Below are 15,051 nucleotides of genomic sequence, written 5' to 3'. Positions count from 1 at the left end.
ACCGCTGTTTTTTATTCTTCAAATGAGGCTGCCGTGAACATCACTCAACTGACGGTCTATCCGGTCAAGTCGCTCAAGGGGATCGACCTGCAACAGAGCGAGCTTTACACCCACGGGTTGGCCTGGGATCGGCGCTGGATGCTGGTCGATGCGCAGCAGCGTTTCGTCACCCAGCGTCAGCTGCCCGCTCTGGCCACCATAGGCGTGGCTCTCGATGAGCGCTCGCTGGTGCTATCGCACCCCTCGATGGCGCCTATCGCCATTTCACTGGATGAGCCGCAAGGTGATCTGCGTCAAGTGACCGTCTGGAACGATCACTGCAAGGCGCACCCGGAAGGCGAGGAAGTCTCTCGATGGCTGGAGGCTGCCTTGGGGGATACGGCCCGGGGCTTGAGTCTGGTGCGCTTTGCCAGCGATTTTCCACGGCCCGTGGAAGCAGACTTCCTGGCGGGCGACAGCGCGGATACTTTCTTCTCGGACGGCTACCCTTTCCTGGTTACCACCACCGGCTCGCTGGATGCGCTCAATCAGGCGCTGGTGGCTGCTGGGCAATCTCCCATCCCCATGAACCGGTTTCGGCCCAACATCGTGGTGGAGTGTGCCACCGCTTGGGCGGAAGACCGCTGGGCCGGGCTGCGAGTACCCACTGGTGGTATCGAACTCACCCTGCGCAAGCCTTGCCAGCGCTGCAAGATCACCACTGTGGATCAGCAGACCGGTGCGGTCCCTGCCCAAGGCGAGCCACTCAAGACGCTGCTGTCACTCAATACCCAGCCGCATCTGAAAGGCGCTTTTTTTGGCCAGAATGCCACGCTGACCAAGGGGCAGGGCGCCACTATTCGTGTGGGGGACGCCGTAGAGGCATTACCACGCGAGGTTTGAAGCGCAGTAGCCCCGTGGCCACGGCGGTGCCCATCAACGTAATCACCATGCCGAGCACTACCTGCAGCGAGAGCGTTTCTTCCAGCAGCAGATAGCCCCACAGCAGCGCGCTCACCGGCACCAGAAAGGTGACCGTGGACGTGGCGGTGGCCCCGGCGCTGGCCAGCAGTCCGAAATAAAGTAGAAAGGCCACGGCGGTGCTCAGCACCGCCAGGGCCAAGGCGTTACCCCAGGCCAGCGTGCTGATGGGCTCGCTGGGCCATAGCAGCAGTCCGGGGATCAGCAGCACGAGCGCCGACATGGCGCTGCTGCCCGCGGCCAGTACCCGCGTGGGCAAATGGCCCAGCCGGGTTTTCGAATAATTGCCCGCGACCCCATAGCAGAAGGTGGCACCCAGCACGGCCACGATGAACCAGCCATCTCCCCCCAAACTGAAGTCCAGACGATGTGCCGACAGCACATAAACTCCCACCAGCGCCAACGTCAGCCCCAGGTATTGCTGGCGCTTCACGGGCGTGGCAAAAAAAGCCGCCCCCAGCAGCGCGGTAAAAATAGGCGTGGTGGCGTTGAGCAGCGAGGTGAACCCTGCTTCCAGGCGCGTGGTTGCCAGTGCCAGCAGGGAAAAGGGCAGCACATGGCTGACCACGCCCAGCAGAAGTAGCGGCCCTTTATGCTGCCAGATCAGCCGGGCGTAGTGCAGGCTCAGCAGCAGCGGCACGAGCAGCAGGGCACCAATGGTCATGCGTATCCACACCAAGGGGACGGAGCCGAACTCCGGTGCCGCCACGCGCATGAAAATAAATGAAAGCCCCCATAACGAAGAGAGCAGTATTAAGCGCAGCGCGTCGGCTGTTGACATGGCAGTTCCTTGAAATGAGCACCAGCGTGGAGAGCAACCGCTCAGCATAACCATAACATGAGTAAATGCGAATACGCCTTAGGGGTTAGCAATCTGGTTTGTCAATACCAGCGGCGTCATGGTTTTGGCGTTGACGCTTGGAAGTTTGGACTCTACTGTCTCAGCGAATGCTGGTGGCTAATATTGACACACTGAGGATACACCGTGGATCTCGCGACGCTGATTGGTCTTGTGGGTGCTGCTGTACTGGTAGGGGCTTCTGTGATGCTGGGTACCTCGCCCGAGGTATTCATGAACCCTACTGGGCTACTGCTGGTCGTGGGGGGAAGTCTGTTCGTGGTGCTGGCCAAGTTCAGCATTACCCAGTTCAAGTTCGCGCTCAAGGCGGCGGCTCGGGCGTTCAAGTTTCAGCTCCCCAACATTCAGGACAGCATCGACGAACTCGTGGAGTTGGCCAAAGTGTCACGCCGCGAGGGCATGATTGCGCTGGAAAGCCGTGAAGTCAGCTCGCCTTTTCTCAAACAGGGTTTGCAGATGCTGGCGGATGGCTTCAGCGCCGATATGATCAAGGAGATGATGGAAAAAGAGCGCCTGCTGACACTGGAGCGCAACGAGGCCGGAGGCCAGGTGTTTTCAGCGCTGGGGGAGGTGTCTCCGGCCATGGGCATGATCGGTACCCTGGTAGGGCTGGTGCAGATGCTTTCCAACATGGGCGACCCGTCACTGATCGGGCCTGCCATGGCCGTGGCGCTACTGACCACCATGTATGGCGCGATGATCGCCACCATGTTTGCCAATCCTATCGCTGACAAGCTGTGGGTACGCATGAATCAGGAAGCCAAGATGCAGGAGCTATGGATCGACGCGCTGCTGGCCATCAAGGGCGACAAGAACCCTCGCGTGCTGGAGCAGATGCTGGCCCTCTATTTGCCGCCCGAGCATCGCGTAGAGTCCGACGAACGCAAGACAGCCGGCGAGCGGGGATAGGCCGGTGGCTAAAAAAAAGAGCAACATACCCGCCTGGATGGTGACCTATGCGGACTTGATGTCGCTACTGCTGTGCTTTTTCGTGCTGCTGCTCTCCTTTGCTGAAATCGATGCGCAAAAGTTTCGGCGCGTGGCCGAGTCGCTGTCACAGGCGTTTGGGGTGCAGCGGGATATCGAGGCGATGCAGGTGCCCATGGGCACCAGTGCGGTCATGCAGCACTTCTCCCCGGCAACACCTGACCGCACCTTGATAGAAGAGGTGCGCCAGCGCACCCAACAGCAGCAGCCCCAGTTGGAAACCATGCGCACCGTGCTGGAAAATCAGCAGCGACAGCGTAGCCTGCAAGTCGCCAACAGCATCGAGGCGCTGCTGGCGACTGCGCTACCCGAAGGGGTCGTGGAAATTGAAGTGGAGGAGGCGCGAGTCATCGTCAGAATCGCCGAAAATGGCACCTTTGGCTCGGGGACGGCCAACGTGACGCCCGCATTTGCTTCCCTCCTGGTGGAGCTCGCCAGCCTCATCAGCGGGTTGACCGGTACGCTATCGGTTCATGGGCACACCGATAACGTGCCTATCCGTACGGCGCAGTTTCGCAGCAACTGGGATCTTTCCGCCATGCGTGCTGCCTCCGTGGCCAATGTATTGATCGAAGACGGCAATATGGCACCTGAACGTCTGATCATCCAGGGGTTTGCCGAAACACGACCGGTAGCCAGTAATACGACGGTAGATGGTCGGGCTGCCAACCGGCGTGTGGAACTGCTCATCGATGCCAGTGCGCCTGTCGAGTTGGCGGCGATGACCAGCGAGTCCTCGGGTGATATCACGCCGTGACATTCGGCAAGCCCCGGAGAAATCAGCTACCCTGAAAAGGCTGAGCGCTATCTTGCGCTCAGTTCGCCATTAGCGAACTACCCTGGGAAAGGAGAACAGAATGGATAGTAAAGCAAGCGCACGTTGGGAAGGTGGCCTGAAAGACGGCCAAGGCCATGTATCCACCGAGAGTGGAGCGCTGGACGCCAACTACTCGTTCAAACAGCGCTTTGAAGGTGCGCCGGGCACCAATCCAGAAGAGCTGATCGGTGCTGCCCATGCCGGATGCTTCTCCATGGCGCTCTCCATGATTCTTGGCGAAAAGGGCTACACGGCCGAGTCCATCGATACACAAGCACGCGTAACGCTGTCACAGGGCTCAAGCGGTTTCGATATTTCGAAAATACATCTCGAAGTAGAAGCCCAGGTGAGCGGAGCGGACGAAGCGGCTTTTAAAGAAGCAGCAGAAACAGCGAAAGCTAACTGCCCTGTTTCAAAGGTATTGAATGCTGATATTACCATGACGGCCAAGTTGAAAGGCTGATTTGATAACTTACGTTATGTAGTGGGCGCCAAGTACTTCTTTTTTGCTTTTGATGATGTGGTTTTTATATAAAGCGGTAATGGAAAGTCGTGGGTTGGCGCCCTGCTGGAAAGTGTTGTTCGTTGCCTTGAAAGTTGAGTGATGTCGATAAAGTGTCGTGATATTGATATTGATATTGATGCTTTCATACTAAAAAGGCCTTGGCAGTAGCCAAGGCCTTTTCTATTGCTTGCGAAGATCAGCGTTTAGTTACGCTCATACTCTTCGGCAGCTTCCAGTGCATCTTGTGATGCATTGACGCGAATGACGTAGTCGTCGCCATCATCGTCTTTGGTGAGCTCAAGAGAGTCCCACTCGATGGCAACATCTTTCTCACCCATGCCCAGGAATCCGCCTACACCAACGACAACGGCCTGGATTTGACCATCTTCATCGATGATCAGGTCAGAGATGGTGCCGATATCCTCATCATCTTCCACGGTGCTTTTCACGTTGTTGCCGGTCAGCGAATCAGCGTGAAACGTGTTTTCAGGTGCCGCGGTCAGGTAGGTGGCTTCGGCTCCCATGGTTTCCTGAGCGCTGACCGAGCCAGCGGCAAACATGAAAGCAGGCACCATCAACGTACCGAGGAAAGCAGGTTTGATCATTTTCATGGCTATTGCTCCTTGCGCTTGCATTAGGACACTGTGTGGTTGCACCGGTGTCTAAACAAATTAACGCTCATGGTCCATCAAGCAACATGGCTTGATAAAAGCAGCCTGTGACTGCTTTGCGCTATTCCGATAACGCACACCATCAACGTTACTCCTGATGCGATTTCCCATGTGGTTAACGTTAGATCAAAACGAATGTAGACGATGTTTTAATAAACGTTGATGTTAAGGAAAAAGCGATGTTTCATCTTGCGCGTCACTGCGTCAAGACACTTATCAAGGTAGACGCTCTATAATGTTTTGCAAGATGAATGGCCATCTTTTTGTCATGAGTCGACTTTAAAAAAGAGGCATGGGCGGGTCGAGAGCCCCTGCCCATGCGACAGTCTGTCGGATTGACCCATCGGTAGCCAGTCGGCATATTAACCGTAAAAAAGGAGAACCCATGACGACGACGCATCACCCTGCCGACCGGCGACTCAAACGCTCTTGTCTAGGCAGCCTGGCGGTCAGTGCCTGGCTGTTGATGACCAGTGCGTTGGCCAGTGCCAGCGAACTTCCCAAGGGGCACTTTCTGTTGCCCGAAACAGGTAACATGGTCGGCGAGAACTACACGGTCACGGCCAGTAATGAAGATACGCTGCTGGATATCGCCCGGGCTCACAACGTGGGCTACGAGGAGATCCGCATGGCCAACCCGGATGTCAGCATCTGGGTGCCCGGCGAAGGTACCGAGGTGACCATCCCCGGCCAGTTCATCCTGCCTGACGCGCCGCGTACCGGTATCGTGATCAACGTCGCCGAACTGCGCCTCTACTACTACCCCGAGGTGGCGTCCGGCGAGCCAGCCGTGGTCGAGACCTACCCCATCGGCATTGGGCGTGATGCCTACAACACGCCTCTGGGTATCACCAAGACCACCATGCGACTCGAAAACCCGGCCTGGTACCCGCCTGCATCCATCCGTCGCGAGGCGGCCGAACGGGGCGACCCACCTCCTGCCGTCGTCCCCCCCGGCCCGGATAACCCGTTGGGGCAGTTTGCCATCCTGCTCGATATACCGGGCTATCTGATTCACGGAACCAACCAGCCGGACGGCATCGGCATGCGGGCCAGCCGAGGTTGCATCAGGATGCACGGGGACGACATCGAGTCGATCTTCTGGCGTGTGCCCGTCGGTACCCAGGTCAATATCATCGATGCCCCTATCAAGCTGGGCTGGGGCGAGCAGGGCAATGCTTATATTCAGGCGTTTGCTTCCACCGACGAGCAGGCATTCGGCATGGACACTCTGCTGAACGTGATTGGCCTGATCGAAGAGCATAACGGCCAAGGCAGTGCCAACTACGAGCAGGTCAGCCGCGTGCTCGAAGAAGCCAACGGTCAAATCGTACCTCTCAGCTAAGGCTCAGGGCGGTAGCGCAGCCACCAGGCCCAGCGCTACCGCCTGACGCACCCAGTCTGCCACATTGCCCGCCTGCATCGTTTTCATGGCCCTCAGCCGATAGACTTCCACGGTTTTAGGGCTCACCTCCATTTGCTCGGCAATTTCCCGGTTGGTCAACCCATGTGCCACGTGGGCCATGATCTGCTGCTCTTTCGGCTTGAGCGACCTGTAGCGTGCCTTCAGGCTAGCCACTTGCGCCTGGGCCTGATGCCGTTGGCGAGCGTGCTCCAGGGCTCGCTGCACGATTTCGATGATCTGCTGGTGGTTGAAGGGCTTCTCGATGAACTCGAACGCCCCGGCTTTCAGGGCGGCCACCGCCATGGGAACATCGCCGTGGCCGGTCATCATGATGATCGGCAGGGTGTCCTGTTGATCCAACAGCGCCTGCTGTACCTGGAGGCCGCTGAGGCCGGGCATACGCACATCCAGTAGCAGGACGGCTATGTGATCGCGCTGGGCCGCCAGAAACGCGTCTCCACTGGCAAAGGGCTGGGCAGTCAGGCCGACCGACGACAGCAGCCATACCAGCGATTCGCGCAGCGCGGTGTCGTCATCGACCACGGCAATGGTGGAAAGGGGCGGTTCCATCAAACGTCTGTCTCCGTACGTAGCAGTACTTCAAAACAAGCGCCCTGGGGGCAGTCGCGAAGCGTCAGGGCGCCGCCCATGCTTTCCAGCAGGGTTCGGCTGATGGCCAGGCCCATGCCCAGCCCATCGTCCCGAGTGGTGTAAAAGGCATCGAAGATATGCGGGCGCTGGGTGTCGGGCACGCCTGGCCCTTGGTCTTCAACGCTCAGGGTCAGCTGCCGATGCCCGCTGGGTCGCGCGGTGATCACCACGCCAGGGCGGTCGGGCATGTCGCGGCTGGCGGTCAGCGCATTCAGCAGCAGGTTGACCAGCACCTGCTCCAGCGCGATGGGGTCGCCGTAGACCCTGGGGAGTTCGTCGGGTAGCTGGCGCTGCAAAGGAATGGCAGCCTGCTGATACTGCCACTCGCAGAGCTGGCAGGCCGCCTCGATCACCGGAGCCAGCGCGACCGGATACACACGATGGCTGCGTTTGCGTACGAAGCTGCGCAGATGTCGCAAACGTTGCGCCAGGCGTTCGACCTGCTGGTTGATACGTTCCAGCGGCAGGCGCAGCGCTTCGGCAGAGGGGGCAGGTTGCTGTTGGCACTGCATCAGCGCGCCGCTGGCGTAGTTGGCGATGGCGCCCAGCGGCTGGTTCAACTCGTGGGCAATGTTGGACGCCAGCTCACCCGCGGCCGCCAGCCGGTTGGCATGAGCAATTTGTTCCTGATGGCGGCGCGCCTGCGCTTCGGCCTGCTTGCGCGCGCTGATATCGCGGTTGATGAGCGCGAAGTGGCCGGGTTCGGCGCCCTGAGCGCGGTGGGCCAACACGACGCTGAGCACGGGCAGCAGGGCATCTGGCGCACGTATCTCCAGCTCGCCGCTCCAGGAACCGTAACGCTCGACGGCAGGAAAAACCACCTGCCGGAGCAGCCGCAGCGACTCGCAGGAGTACACGGTGTCCAAGGGGACTTGCAGGGCCTCGGTGGGTAGCGCCAGGCAGCGCCGAGCGGCTTCGTTGGCGCTGAATACCCGCTGGTCAGGCCCCAGAAACAGCACGTAGTCGGTGGTGGACTCGACCACCTTTGCCAGGCGCTCCCGGGTGGCTTCGGCTTCGATGCGACGCCCCACATCCCGGGAGACGCAGAGAATGTCCAGCAGCTCGCCCGTGTCGGCGTCTCGTCGGGTCCGGCTGGTGGTTTCAAACCACACGTAATGGCCCGCCTTGGCGCGAAAGCGATAGGTCTGCTGGTAGAACCCATCATGGTAATAAACCCGTGGCGACTTGTTGAGCAGCGCGCTCAGGTCGGCGGGATGAAAGAGCTGATAAGCCGAGACGCCAATCAACTCCTCGGGCGCGTACCCCAGCAGGTCGCGGGCGGCTTGAGAGGCATACAGAAACGTGCCGTCTCGGGCATGCCGAGAGATCAGGTCGGTGGTGCTTTCCGCCAGCCACTGGTAGTGGCGCTTCTCCTCTTCCAGGGCGGCATTGCGCGCCTGCAACGAGGCGATTTCTGCTTGCAGGCGGGCTTCCAGCGGCGTGGTCATGGCGTTATCGCGCGGGGTCCAGCACGCCACCCAGCGAGGCATTGCGGCGGAACCAGCCAGCAATGCTGGTGCGCGGCAGGCGCGTGGGCAGCACTTCGTGGGGAATGGTTTCCGATAAAAAGCAGGCGAACGTTCCCGCTTCGGGCACGACCCGGGCCACTTCCCGGCTGGGGTCATCGGGGTCGTAGATGACCATTTCGCCTCCGCCATCGGCGGGCCAGTCGGGGGTAAGGTAGCCGACGGTCGAGATGACACGATTGGCCCGCCCGCGAAAGCTGTCCAGATGGCGTTGGTAAAAAGCCCCGGCAGGGTAGTGGGCAAAATGCGCCTCGTACTCGAACAGGCCAAGAAACAGCGCCTGATTCAACGAGCGCTGCAGCTCGGCCATGGCATCGAGATAGTGCCGCTGGGCTTCGCTTTCACGGTCCAGCCAGTGGATGGCGTCGCCGCGAATATCCTTGCGCAGCAGGTGCTGCTGACCGCGTCCGATGCCTGCTTCATCGAGCGCATCGTGGGCCGCCAGATGCAGCAGCTCGCCTTGCAGCGCCTGGCACAGGGCCGGGTCGATGACCCCCCGGCCCACGTACCAGCCCTGTTCCACCAGGGCGTCGACCAGGGCCACGTGGGCCTCTGGGGCAAGGGCATGGGGGCGGGTGTCCATGGGAGCGATCATTTGGTGTGTCTCGTGACTGGCTTGTCGTTGCGATTGACGGCGGCTGGGCGCTGAGGAGAGCGCCTTTCGGGGTAGTGGCGCAAGGCGCCGGCCGGGCGGCGGTAAAGGTCGATGTCCATGCCGAACCCTTCGGCCAGCAGCTCCACCAGCATCATGGCCGAGAGCCCCCAGATCACGTGGCTGTCTACTCGGTAGCTGGGCACGTAGTGAGCGACGCCATCCACGGTGATGACATCGGTATGGGTGCGCTGGTCCTCCAGAAAATGGCTGAGCGGCACTTCGAAAATGGCATCCAGCTCCGCCGGGTCTGCCACCAATGGCAGGTCGGGGGGGATCAGGCCTACCCAGGGGGTGACCCGTATCCCGTGCAGCGAAATCACATCGGACAGGCGCCCCAGCGGTTGCACTGCCTGCGGTGCTAGCGCAATCTCTTCCTGAGCCTCCCGCAGTGCGGTGGCGTAGAGGTCTGCATCGGTGGCTTCGCGCTTGCCGCCGGGGAAAGCGACCTGGCCGCTGTGGGTATTCAAGTGGCCCGCGCGGCGGGTAAACAGCAGCGTCGGCGACGGCCGCTCGACGATGGGCATCAAGACGGCGGCCTCTGGCAGAGTAACGTGGTCCAGCCGTTGAGGCGTATGCAGTTGCAGCTGTTTGCGCAGTTTCTCTAACATAGGGGATTCCCGTGACTTTGTTCTCTTTTACCCAGCCATGACGATCAGCGTCAAGCGCGTTGATAGCTCGCCCTTCCAGCCATAGAGAAAACGCGATGAACTTTTGTAGTCAGTGTGGTGAAAAAGTCCGCTTTGCGGTGCCTGAAGGAGATGACCGCCCCCGCTACCTGTGCGATGCCTGCGGTACCATTCACTACCAGAATCCGCGCATTGTGGCGGGTACGCTGCCGGTGAGCGGCTCGAAGGTCTTGCTGTGTAAACGCGCCATTGCGCCGCGCAAAGGGTACTGGACGCTGCCAGCAGGCTATATGGAAAACGCCGAAACCACGCAGCAGGCCGCATCCCGGGAGACCTGGGAAGAGGCCTTCGCCGAAGTCGCGCTGGGAGACCTGTACACCTTGATCGACCTGCCGCACATCAATCAAGTCTACATGATTTTTCGTGCCGACCTGGTGGGTGGCTTCAGTGCCGGACCAGAAAGCCTGGAGGTGGCGCTTTTCGAAGAGCACGAAATCCCCTGGGAAGCGCTGGCCTTCCCCACCATCGAGCGGACCCTGCGGCACTACTTCGAAGATCGCCAGCAGGCGGACTTTCCGCTGCACATCAGCAAGATCACACCCGAAGACCGCGAACGCTACTTCGGCAGTGCCTGATGGGGCAGCGGAGGCGGCGCCTACAGGTTGGCCAGCTGCCACACGTCGTAGGCCACTTCCTCGTAGGGGTGGGCCAGCTTGAGGGCGGCAATGGCCGCCTGGATGTGCGCGTCGTCACAGACCAGCTCCACCTTGAACTCTTCCACCCGCTCCAGGGTGCCTACCTGACCGATATGCGGTTCGGCGCCCTCCATCGGCCGAAACTGGCCGGTGCCGCGGGTCTGGAAACAGACGTGCTCATAATCACCGATACGCCCCGCACCCGCATCGAACACGGCGCGCTTGACGCTTTCGACATGGTCCACAGGAACAAAAAAAGCGAGTTTATACATGACAATAAGCCTCTATTCGGGGAGCCTGACAAGGTGCCCATGTTAGCGGATAGGACACTACTGGTCTTGTCTTGAGCTTTGTATGATGGCGTTTTTTGAGCATGAGGTGGCGAGCATTCCATGGATAAATTCGAGGTGAAGCTCGACCAGGCCGCCAGGGCGGCCTGGATGTCTTACGTCGGCGGCATGACCCAGGACGACATTGCCATCCAGTTGGGAGTCTCCAGGCCAGGCGTGCAGCGCTTGTTGGCGTTGGCTCGCCAGGAAGGGCTGGTGAAAGTGCATATCGATCACCCCATTTCGACCTGTATGGCCTTGGGCAGTGCGTTGCGATCACGGTTTGGCCTGACCTACTGTGATGTCGTGCCGGCCGATGCGCAGGCACCGGAAGGGGCTGCCTATTACCTGGCCGTGGCAGGCGCAGAGCGCATCGCGCGGTTGGTCGAGCGCAGCGAACCGCTGACACTCTCGTTGGGCACGGGCCGTTCGGTGCGGGCGGCGGTGGAGGCGCTGAGTCGTGTGGAGCGTCCTCAGCACCGTTTCGTCTCGCTGGTGGGCAACGTCGCGCGTGATGGCTCGGCAAACCGATATGATGCGGTCATGGTGCTGGCGGACAAAACCGGCGGCGAGCGTTTTCTACTGCCCGCCCCGGTCGTGGCGGAGTCGTTGGCCGAGAAAGAGGCCATGCTGTCCCAGCGGCTGTTCAGGGCCATTGCCGACGTGGCCCGGGAGTCGGAAGCGGCCTTCATCGGAATCGGGCGCATCGACCGGCAAGCTACCCTGTTCCAGGACCACTTCATCAGCGAGAGCGAGCTGGACGAGCTGCTGGGACGTGAAGCCGTGGGTGAGCTGCTGGGCTGGCCCCTGGACCGCGACGGGCAGGTGATCGACTGCTCCATCACACGGCGGGTGACCAGCCTGCCTCTGGAACGGTTCGGCAAGCACCTGATGGTGGGCATTGCCGGTGGACAGGACAAGGCGCCTGCCATTCTGGCGGCGCTGCGGGGCGGCTGGCTGAAGGGGCTGATCACGGATGAGCGTGCCGCCAGGCACATCCTTGCGGCATCCGATGCTGGCTGAGTGTGCAGGTGCAATATGCAAGCCATTGAATGAATTAGCGTAAAGTCTAAGAGGTCAGGCTTTGCTTTTTTTTGGCCTGCGTACGATCATTTGTTCGGTCGATGATCAATATGATCAAGGTAACAATAATGCCAATACCTGCCACAAGGAGAACCTCATGCGTCTTGCGCGACACTTGCCCATCACGACCCTGGCAGCCGCCATCGCGGTAGCAGGGCACGCCCATGCTCAGACAACGCTCACCGTGGCGACGGTGAACAATAACGACATGGTCATCATGCAGAGCCTGACCAGTGCCTTCGAGGAGGCGCATCCGGATATCTCTCTGGACTGGGTGGTGCTGGAGGAGAACGTGCTGCGCCAGCGCATGACGACGGATATTGCCACTGGTGGCGGGCAGTTCGACGTGATGACCATTGGCACCTATGAAGTGCCGATCTGGGCAGAGCGGGGCTGGCTCGAACCCCTGGTGGACCTGCCCGACGACTACCACGAAGACGATTTGCTGGCATCGGTGCGCGATGGCCTGAGCCTGGACGGCACGCTGCATGCGCTGCCGTTCTATGCCGAAAGCTCGATGATGTACTACCGCACCGACCTGTTCGAACAGGCCGGTATCGAGATGCCCGAGCAGCCCACCTGGGAGCAGGTGCACGACTGGGCCGAGCAACTGCACGGCAGCGAGCCGGGGTTGGCGGGCATCTGCCTGCGTGGCAAGCCGGGCTGGGGTGAAAACATGGCCTTCGTCTCGACGCTGGTGAACACCTTCGGTGGCCGCTGGTTCGATGAGCAGTGGAACCCTGAAATCAATTCCGAAGCCTGGAACGACGCCGTCGCGTTTTATGTCGACCTGCTGGGCAATTACGGGCCGCCTGGCGCCAGCTCCAACGGCTTCAACGAAAATCTGGCGCTCTTCTCCCGGGGCAACTGTGCCATGTGGGTCGATGCCACCTCGGCCGCTGGCAAGCTCTATGACGAGAACGAATCAGACGTCGCCGACGTGCTGGGTTTTGCCCCTGCGCCCATTGCCGAAACGCCCAAAGGCTCGCATTGGCTGTGGTCCTGGGCACTGGCTATTCCTGCCTCTTCCGAGCACAAGGAGGCGGCGCAGTCGTTCATCACCTGGGCCACGTCGCAAGAGTACATAGCGCTGGTGGGTGAAACCAACGGCTGGACCAACGTGCCCCCGGGTACCCGTGAGTCCACCTACGCCAATGCGCAGTACATCGAGGCGGCTCCTTTTGCCGACTTCGTGGTGAATGCCATCAAGGACGCCGACCCCACCGACTCCAGCCTGGAGCCCAACCCCTATATCGGCGTCCAGTTCGTCGGCATTCCCGAGTTCCAGTCGATTGGCACTCAGGTGGGCCAGACCATTGCGGCCGCTCTGACCGGCGACACCCCCGTGGCGCAAGCCCTCGATAACGCCCAGCGGGCCACCGAGCGCACCATGCAGCGCGCGGGCTATATCCAACGCTGAGCCCTGGAGGTGGCAGCGCTTGCCCCGCCAGGGGGAGGCGCTGCCCAGGCTCCTGGCGGGACCGTTTTTTGCAGGTATTGTCATGAATAGAACACGTGCTTCTGGCCGAACGGTCGGCGGGCTGAGGACGCTATCGCTTCAGGCGCCCGCAGTGACTCTTCTGCTGCTCTGGATGATCGTGCCCTTGGGCATGACGGTCTGGTTCTCTTTTCAGCGCTACAACCTGTTGATGCCGGAAATGACCGGCTTCGCGGGGCTGGAAAACTATGAGTATCTGCTCACCGACCCCGCGCTGTGGAAAGCCATGGCCAACACGCTGCTGCTGGTGGGCTGGGTACTGGTCATCACGGTGGTGGGCGGCACGCTGCTGGCGGTGCTGTTCCAGCAAGAGTTTGCCGGGCGGGGCATTGCCCGGGTGCTGGCGATATCGCCTTTCTTCGTCATGCCCACGGTCAGTGCCCTGGTCTGGAAAAACATGATGATGCACCCCTCCAATGGGGTGTTGGCCTGGCTGTCGCAATCGCTGGGGCTTCCCGTCGTGGACTGGTTCTCGGCGCTACCGCTGACGTCCATCATCATCATCGTCTCATGGCAGTGGCTGCCGTTTGCGCTGCTGATTCTGCTGACCGCCATGCAGTCGCTGGACGAAGATCAGGTGGAAGCCGCACGCATGGACGGAGCGGGGCCGCTGGCGATTTTCTTCTTCATCACGCTGCCGCACCTCAAGCGTGCCATCAGCGTGGTGATCATGATCGAGATGATCTTCCTGCTGACGATTTTTGCCGAGATATTTGTCACTACCTCGGGTGGGCCGGGACTTGCTACCACCAACCTGGCGTATTTGATCTACATCCAGGCGCTGTTGGATTTCGATGTGGGCATGGCCTCGGCGGGTGGGGTGATCGCCATCATTCTCGCCAATATCGTCGCCATCTTCCTCGTCCGAATGGTTGCCAGAAACCTGGAAGATTAACGTCGGCTCTTTGGGCCTTGGGAGTCTCTGTATGACCCTGCATCGTAACGCCTCCGCCAACGCACGTTCGTTACCGCTGCGGCAGCTACTGCTGACCCTGCTGGGCTGGTCCGTGGCCTTGGTGATCTTTTTTCCCATCCTGTGGATGGTGCTGACCGGATTCAAAACCGAAACGGCGGCGATCGCCGACCCCAGCTTTATTTTTTCGCCTACGCTCGAAAGTTACCAGGCCGTTCAGGCCCGCTCGGGCTATGCCCGCTTTGCCTTGAACAGCGTGGCCGTCGCGTTTGGCTCCACGTTTTTAGCCTTGCTGATTGCCATTCCCTCGGCTTACGCCATGGCCTTCTTGCCCACCAAGCGCACCAAAGGCACGCTGCTGTGGATGCTCTCCACCAAGATGCTGCCGCCGGTGGGAGTTCTGGTACCTATCTACCTGATTTTCCGCGATGTCGGACTGCTGGATACCCGTACCGGGCTGATCATCATCTACACCCTGATGAACCTGCCCATCGTGGTGTGGATGCTCTACACCTTCTTCAAGGACATGCCCAAGGACATCCTCGAAGCGGGCCGTATGGACGGCGCCTCTACCCTGCAAGAGGTATTTTTCCTGCTGCTGCCGCTGACCTTGCCGGGCATCGCTTCTACCGGGCTGCTGTCGGTGATCCTGAGCTGGAACGAGGCGTTCTGGAGTCTCAATCTCACCTCGTCGAAAGCGGCACCGTTGACCGCTTACATTGCCTCCTTCTCGAGCCCTGAAGGGTTGTTCTGGGCCAAGCTGTCGGCGGCGTCCACCATGGCCATTGCGCCCATCCTGATTCTCGGCTGGATGACCCAAAAACAAATGGTGCGCGGCCTGACCTTTGGTGCCGTCAAGTAAAGGAATTTT

17 protein-coding genes are annotated in these 15,051 nt (G+C 60.3%); 10 read left to right on the top strand and 7 right to left on the bottom strand.

Going from position 1 to position 15,051, the window contains the following annotated elements:
• Positions 1-33: 33 nt before the first annotated feature.
• Complete coding sequence (locus FEU76_RS07320) at positions 34-882, top strand: MOSC domain-containing protein (RefSeq protein ID WP_144981730.1); 849 nt, start codon at positions 34-36, stop codon at positions 880-882.
• Here the strand turns inward: FEU76_RS07320 and FEU76_RS07315 are convergent.
• Positions 836-1,741, bottom strand: a complete 906-nt coding sequence (locus FEU76_RS07315) for a DMT family transporter (protein WP_039176491.1) — start codon at positions 1,739-1,741, stop codon at positions 836-838. The two genes, FEU76_RS07320 and FEU76_RS07315, sit on opposite strands and share 47 nt — an antisense overlap.
• A gap of 204 nt (positions 1,742-1,945) precedes the next feature.
• On the opposite strand from FEU76_RS07315, the gene FEU76_RS07310 reads away from it, so the two are divergent.
• From FEU76_RS07310 to FEU76_RS07300, 3 genes are all read left to right on the top strand, one after another.
• Entirely contained in the window at positions 1,946-2,728 is a 783-nt protein-coding gene (locus tag FEU76_RS07310; RefSeq protein WP_039176490.1) for a MotA/TolQ/ExbB proton channel family protein, read from the top strand.
• A gap of 4 nt (positions 2,729-2,732) precedes the next feature.
• Positions 2,733-3,563: a flagellar motor protein MotB gene (locus FEU76_RS07305; protein WP_084123741.1), complete on the top strand. Its 831-nt coding sequence runs from the start codon at positions 2,733-2,735 to the stop codon at positions 3,561-3,563.
• Positions 3,564-3,663: 100 nt separating this feature from the next.
• On the top strand, positions 3,664-4,086 hold the full coding sequence (locus FEU76_RS07300; RefSeq protein WP_039176488.1) for an OsmC family protein: 423 nt from the start codon (positions 3,664-3,666) through the stop codon (positions 4,084-4,086).
• A gap of 245 nt (positions 4,087-4,331) precedes the next feature.
• Here FEU76_RS07300 and FEU76_RS07295 read toward each other — a convergent pair whose 3' ends face one another.
• Positions 4,332-4,739, bottom strand: coding sequence for a PRC-barrel domain-containing protein (locus FEU76_RS07295; RefSeq protein WP_039176482.1), 408 nt, complete (start codon positions 4,737-4,739; stop codon positions 4,332-4,334).
• Between the two features lie 445 nt (positions 4,740-5,184).
• Between FEU76_RS07295 and FEU76_RS07290 the strand changes: the two genes are divergently transcribed.
• Complete coding sequence (locus FEU76_RS07290; protein WP_144981727.1) at positions 5,185-6,144, top strand: L,D-transpeptidase family protein; 960 nt, start codon at positions 5,185-5,187, stop codon at positions 6,142-6,144.
• Between the two features lie 3 nt (positions 6,145-6,147).
• Here FEU76_RS07290 and FEU76_RS07285 read toward each other — a convergent pair whose 3' ends face one another.
• The 4 genes from FEU76_RS07285 to FEU76_RS07270 are packed head-to-tail and all read right to left on the bottom strand — an operon-like array spanning position 6,148 to position 9,644.
• The gene (locus FEU76_RS07285) at positions 6,148-6,774 is read right to left on the bottom strand and encodes a response regulator transcription factor (protein WP_144981724.1); all 627 of its coding nucleotides are present in this window, start codon (positions 6,772-6,774) and stop codon (positions 6,148-6,150) included.
• Positions 6,774-8,303 carry an ATP-binding protein gene (locus FEU76_RS07280; RefSeq protein WP_260851370.1) on the bottom strand — a complete coding sequence of 510 codons (1,530 nt, stop codon included), beginning with the start codon at positions 8,301-8,303 and terminating at the stop codon, positions 6,774-6,776. Before FEU76_RS07280 ends, FEU76_RS07285 begins: the two co-directional genes overlap by 1 nt.
• A gap of 4 nt (positions 8,304-8,307) precedes the next feature.
• Positions 8,308-8,976, bottom strand: coding sequence for a 2OG-Fe(II) oxygenase (locus tag FEU76_RS07275; RefSeq protein ID WP_144981718.1), 669 nt, complete (start codon positions 8,974-8,976; stop codon positions 8,308-8,310).
• Positions 8,973-9,644 (bottom strand): CoA pyrophosphatase, encoded by a 672-nt coding sequence (locus tag FEU76_RS07270; RefSeq protein WP_096922554.1) that lies wholly within the window; start codon positions 9,642-9,644, stop codon positions 8,973-8,975. The genes FEU76_RS07275 and FEU76_RS07270 overlap by 4 nt, the downstream gene beginning before the upstream one ends.
• Before the next feature lie 95 nt (positions 9,645-9,739).
• On the opposite strand from FEU76_RS07270, the gene FEU76_RS07265 reads away from it, so the two are divergent.
• Positions 9,740-10,297, top strand: coding sequence for an NUDIX hydrolase (locus FEU76_RS07265; protein ID WP_144981715.1), 558 nt, complete (start codon positions 9,740-9,742; stop codon positions 10,295-10,297).
• Between the two features lie 20 nt (positions 10,298-10,317).
• Here the strand turns inward: FEU76_RS07265 and FEU76_RS07260 are convergent, their stop codons facing one another.
• Entirely contained in the window at positions 10,318-10,629 is a 312-nt protein-coding gene (locus tag FEU76_RS07260) for a Nif3-like dinuclear metal center hexameric protein (protein ID WP_016914566.1), read from the bottom strand.
• Positions 10,630-10,749: 120 nt separating this feature from the next.
• On the opposite strand from FEU76_RS07260, the gene FEU76_RS07255 reads away from it, so the two are divergent.
• The 4 genes from FEU76_RS07255 to FEU76_RS07240 all read left to right on the top strand — a co-directional run bounded on the left by FEU76_RS07255 (position 10,750) and on the right by FEU76_RS07240 (position 15,042).
• A complete protein-coding gene (locus tag FEU76_RS07255; RefSeq protein WP_144981712.1) occupies positions 10,750-11,709 on the top strand; it encodes a sugar-binding transcriptional regulator in 960 nt (319 codons plus the stop codon).
• Between the two features lie 157 nt (positions 11,710-11,866).
• Positions 11,867-13,189 (top strand): ABC transporter substrate-binding protein, encoded by a 1,323-nt coding sequence (locus tag FEU76_RS07250; protein ID WP_144981708.1) that lies wholly within the window; start codon positions 11,867-11,869, stop codon positions 13,187-13,189.
• An 82-nt stretch (positions 13,190-13,271) separates the two neighbouring features.
• Entirely contained in the window at positions 13,272-14,162 is an 891-nt protein-coding gene (locus tag FEU76_RS07245) for a carbohydrate ABC transporter permease (RefSeq protein WP_039176453.1), read from the top strand.
• A gap of 31 nt (positions 14,163-14,193) precedes the next feature.
• Positions 14,194-15,042, top strand: a complete 849-nt coding sequence (locus FEU76_RS07240; protein ID WP_144981705.1) for a carbohydrate ABC transporter permease — start codon at positions 14,194-14,196, stop codon at positions 15,040-15,042.
• Positions 15,043-15,051: the final 9 nt, after the last annotated feature.

It is taken from the genome of Halomonas sp. C22, from assembly GCF_007655045.1.
GTDB classification, from domain to species: Bacteria; Pseudomonadota; Gammaproteobacteria; order Pseudomonadales; family Halomonadaceae; genus Vreelandella; species Vreelandella hamiltonii.
Note: the sequence above shows the minus strand (reverse complement) of the source record. Positions and strands in the feature narration are given on the sequence as shown.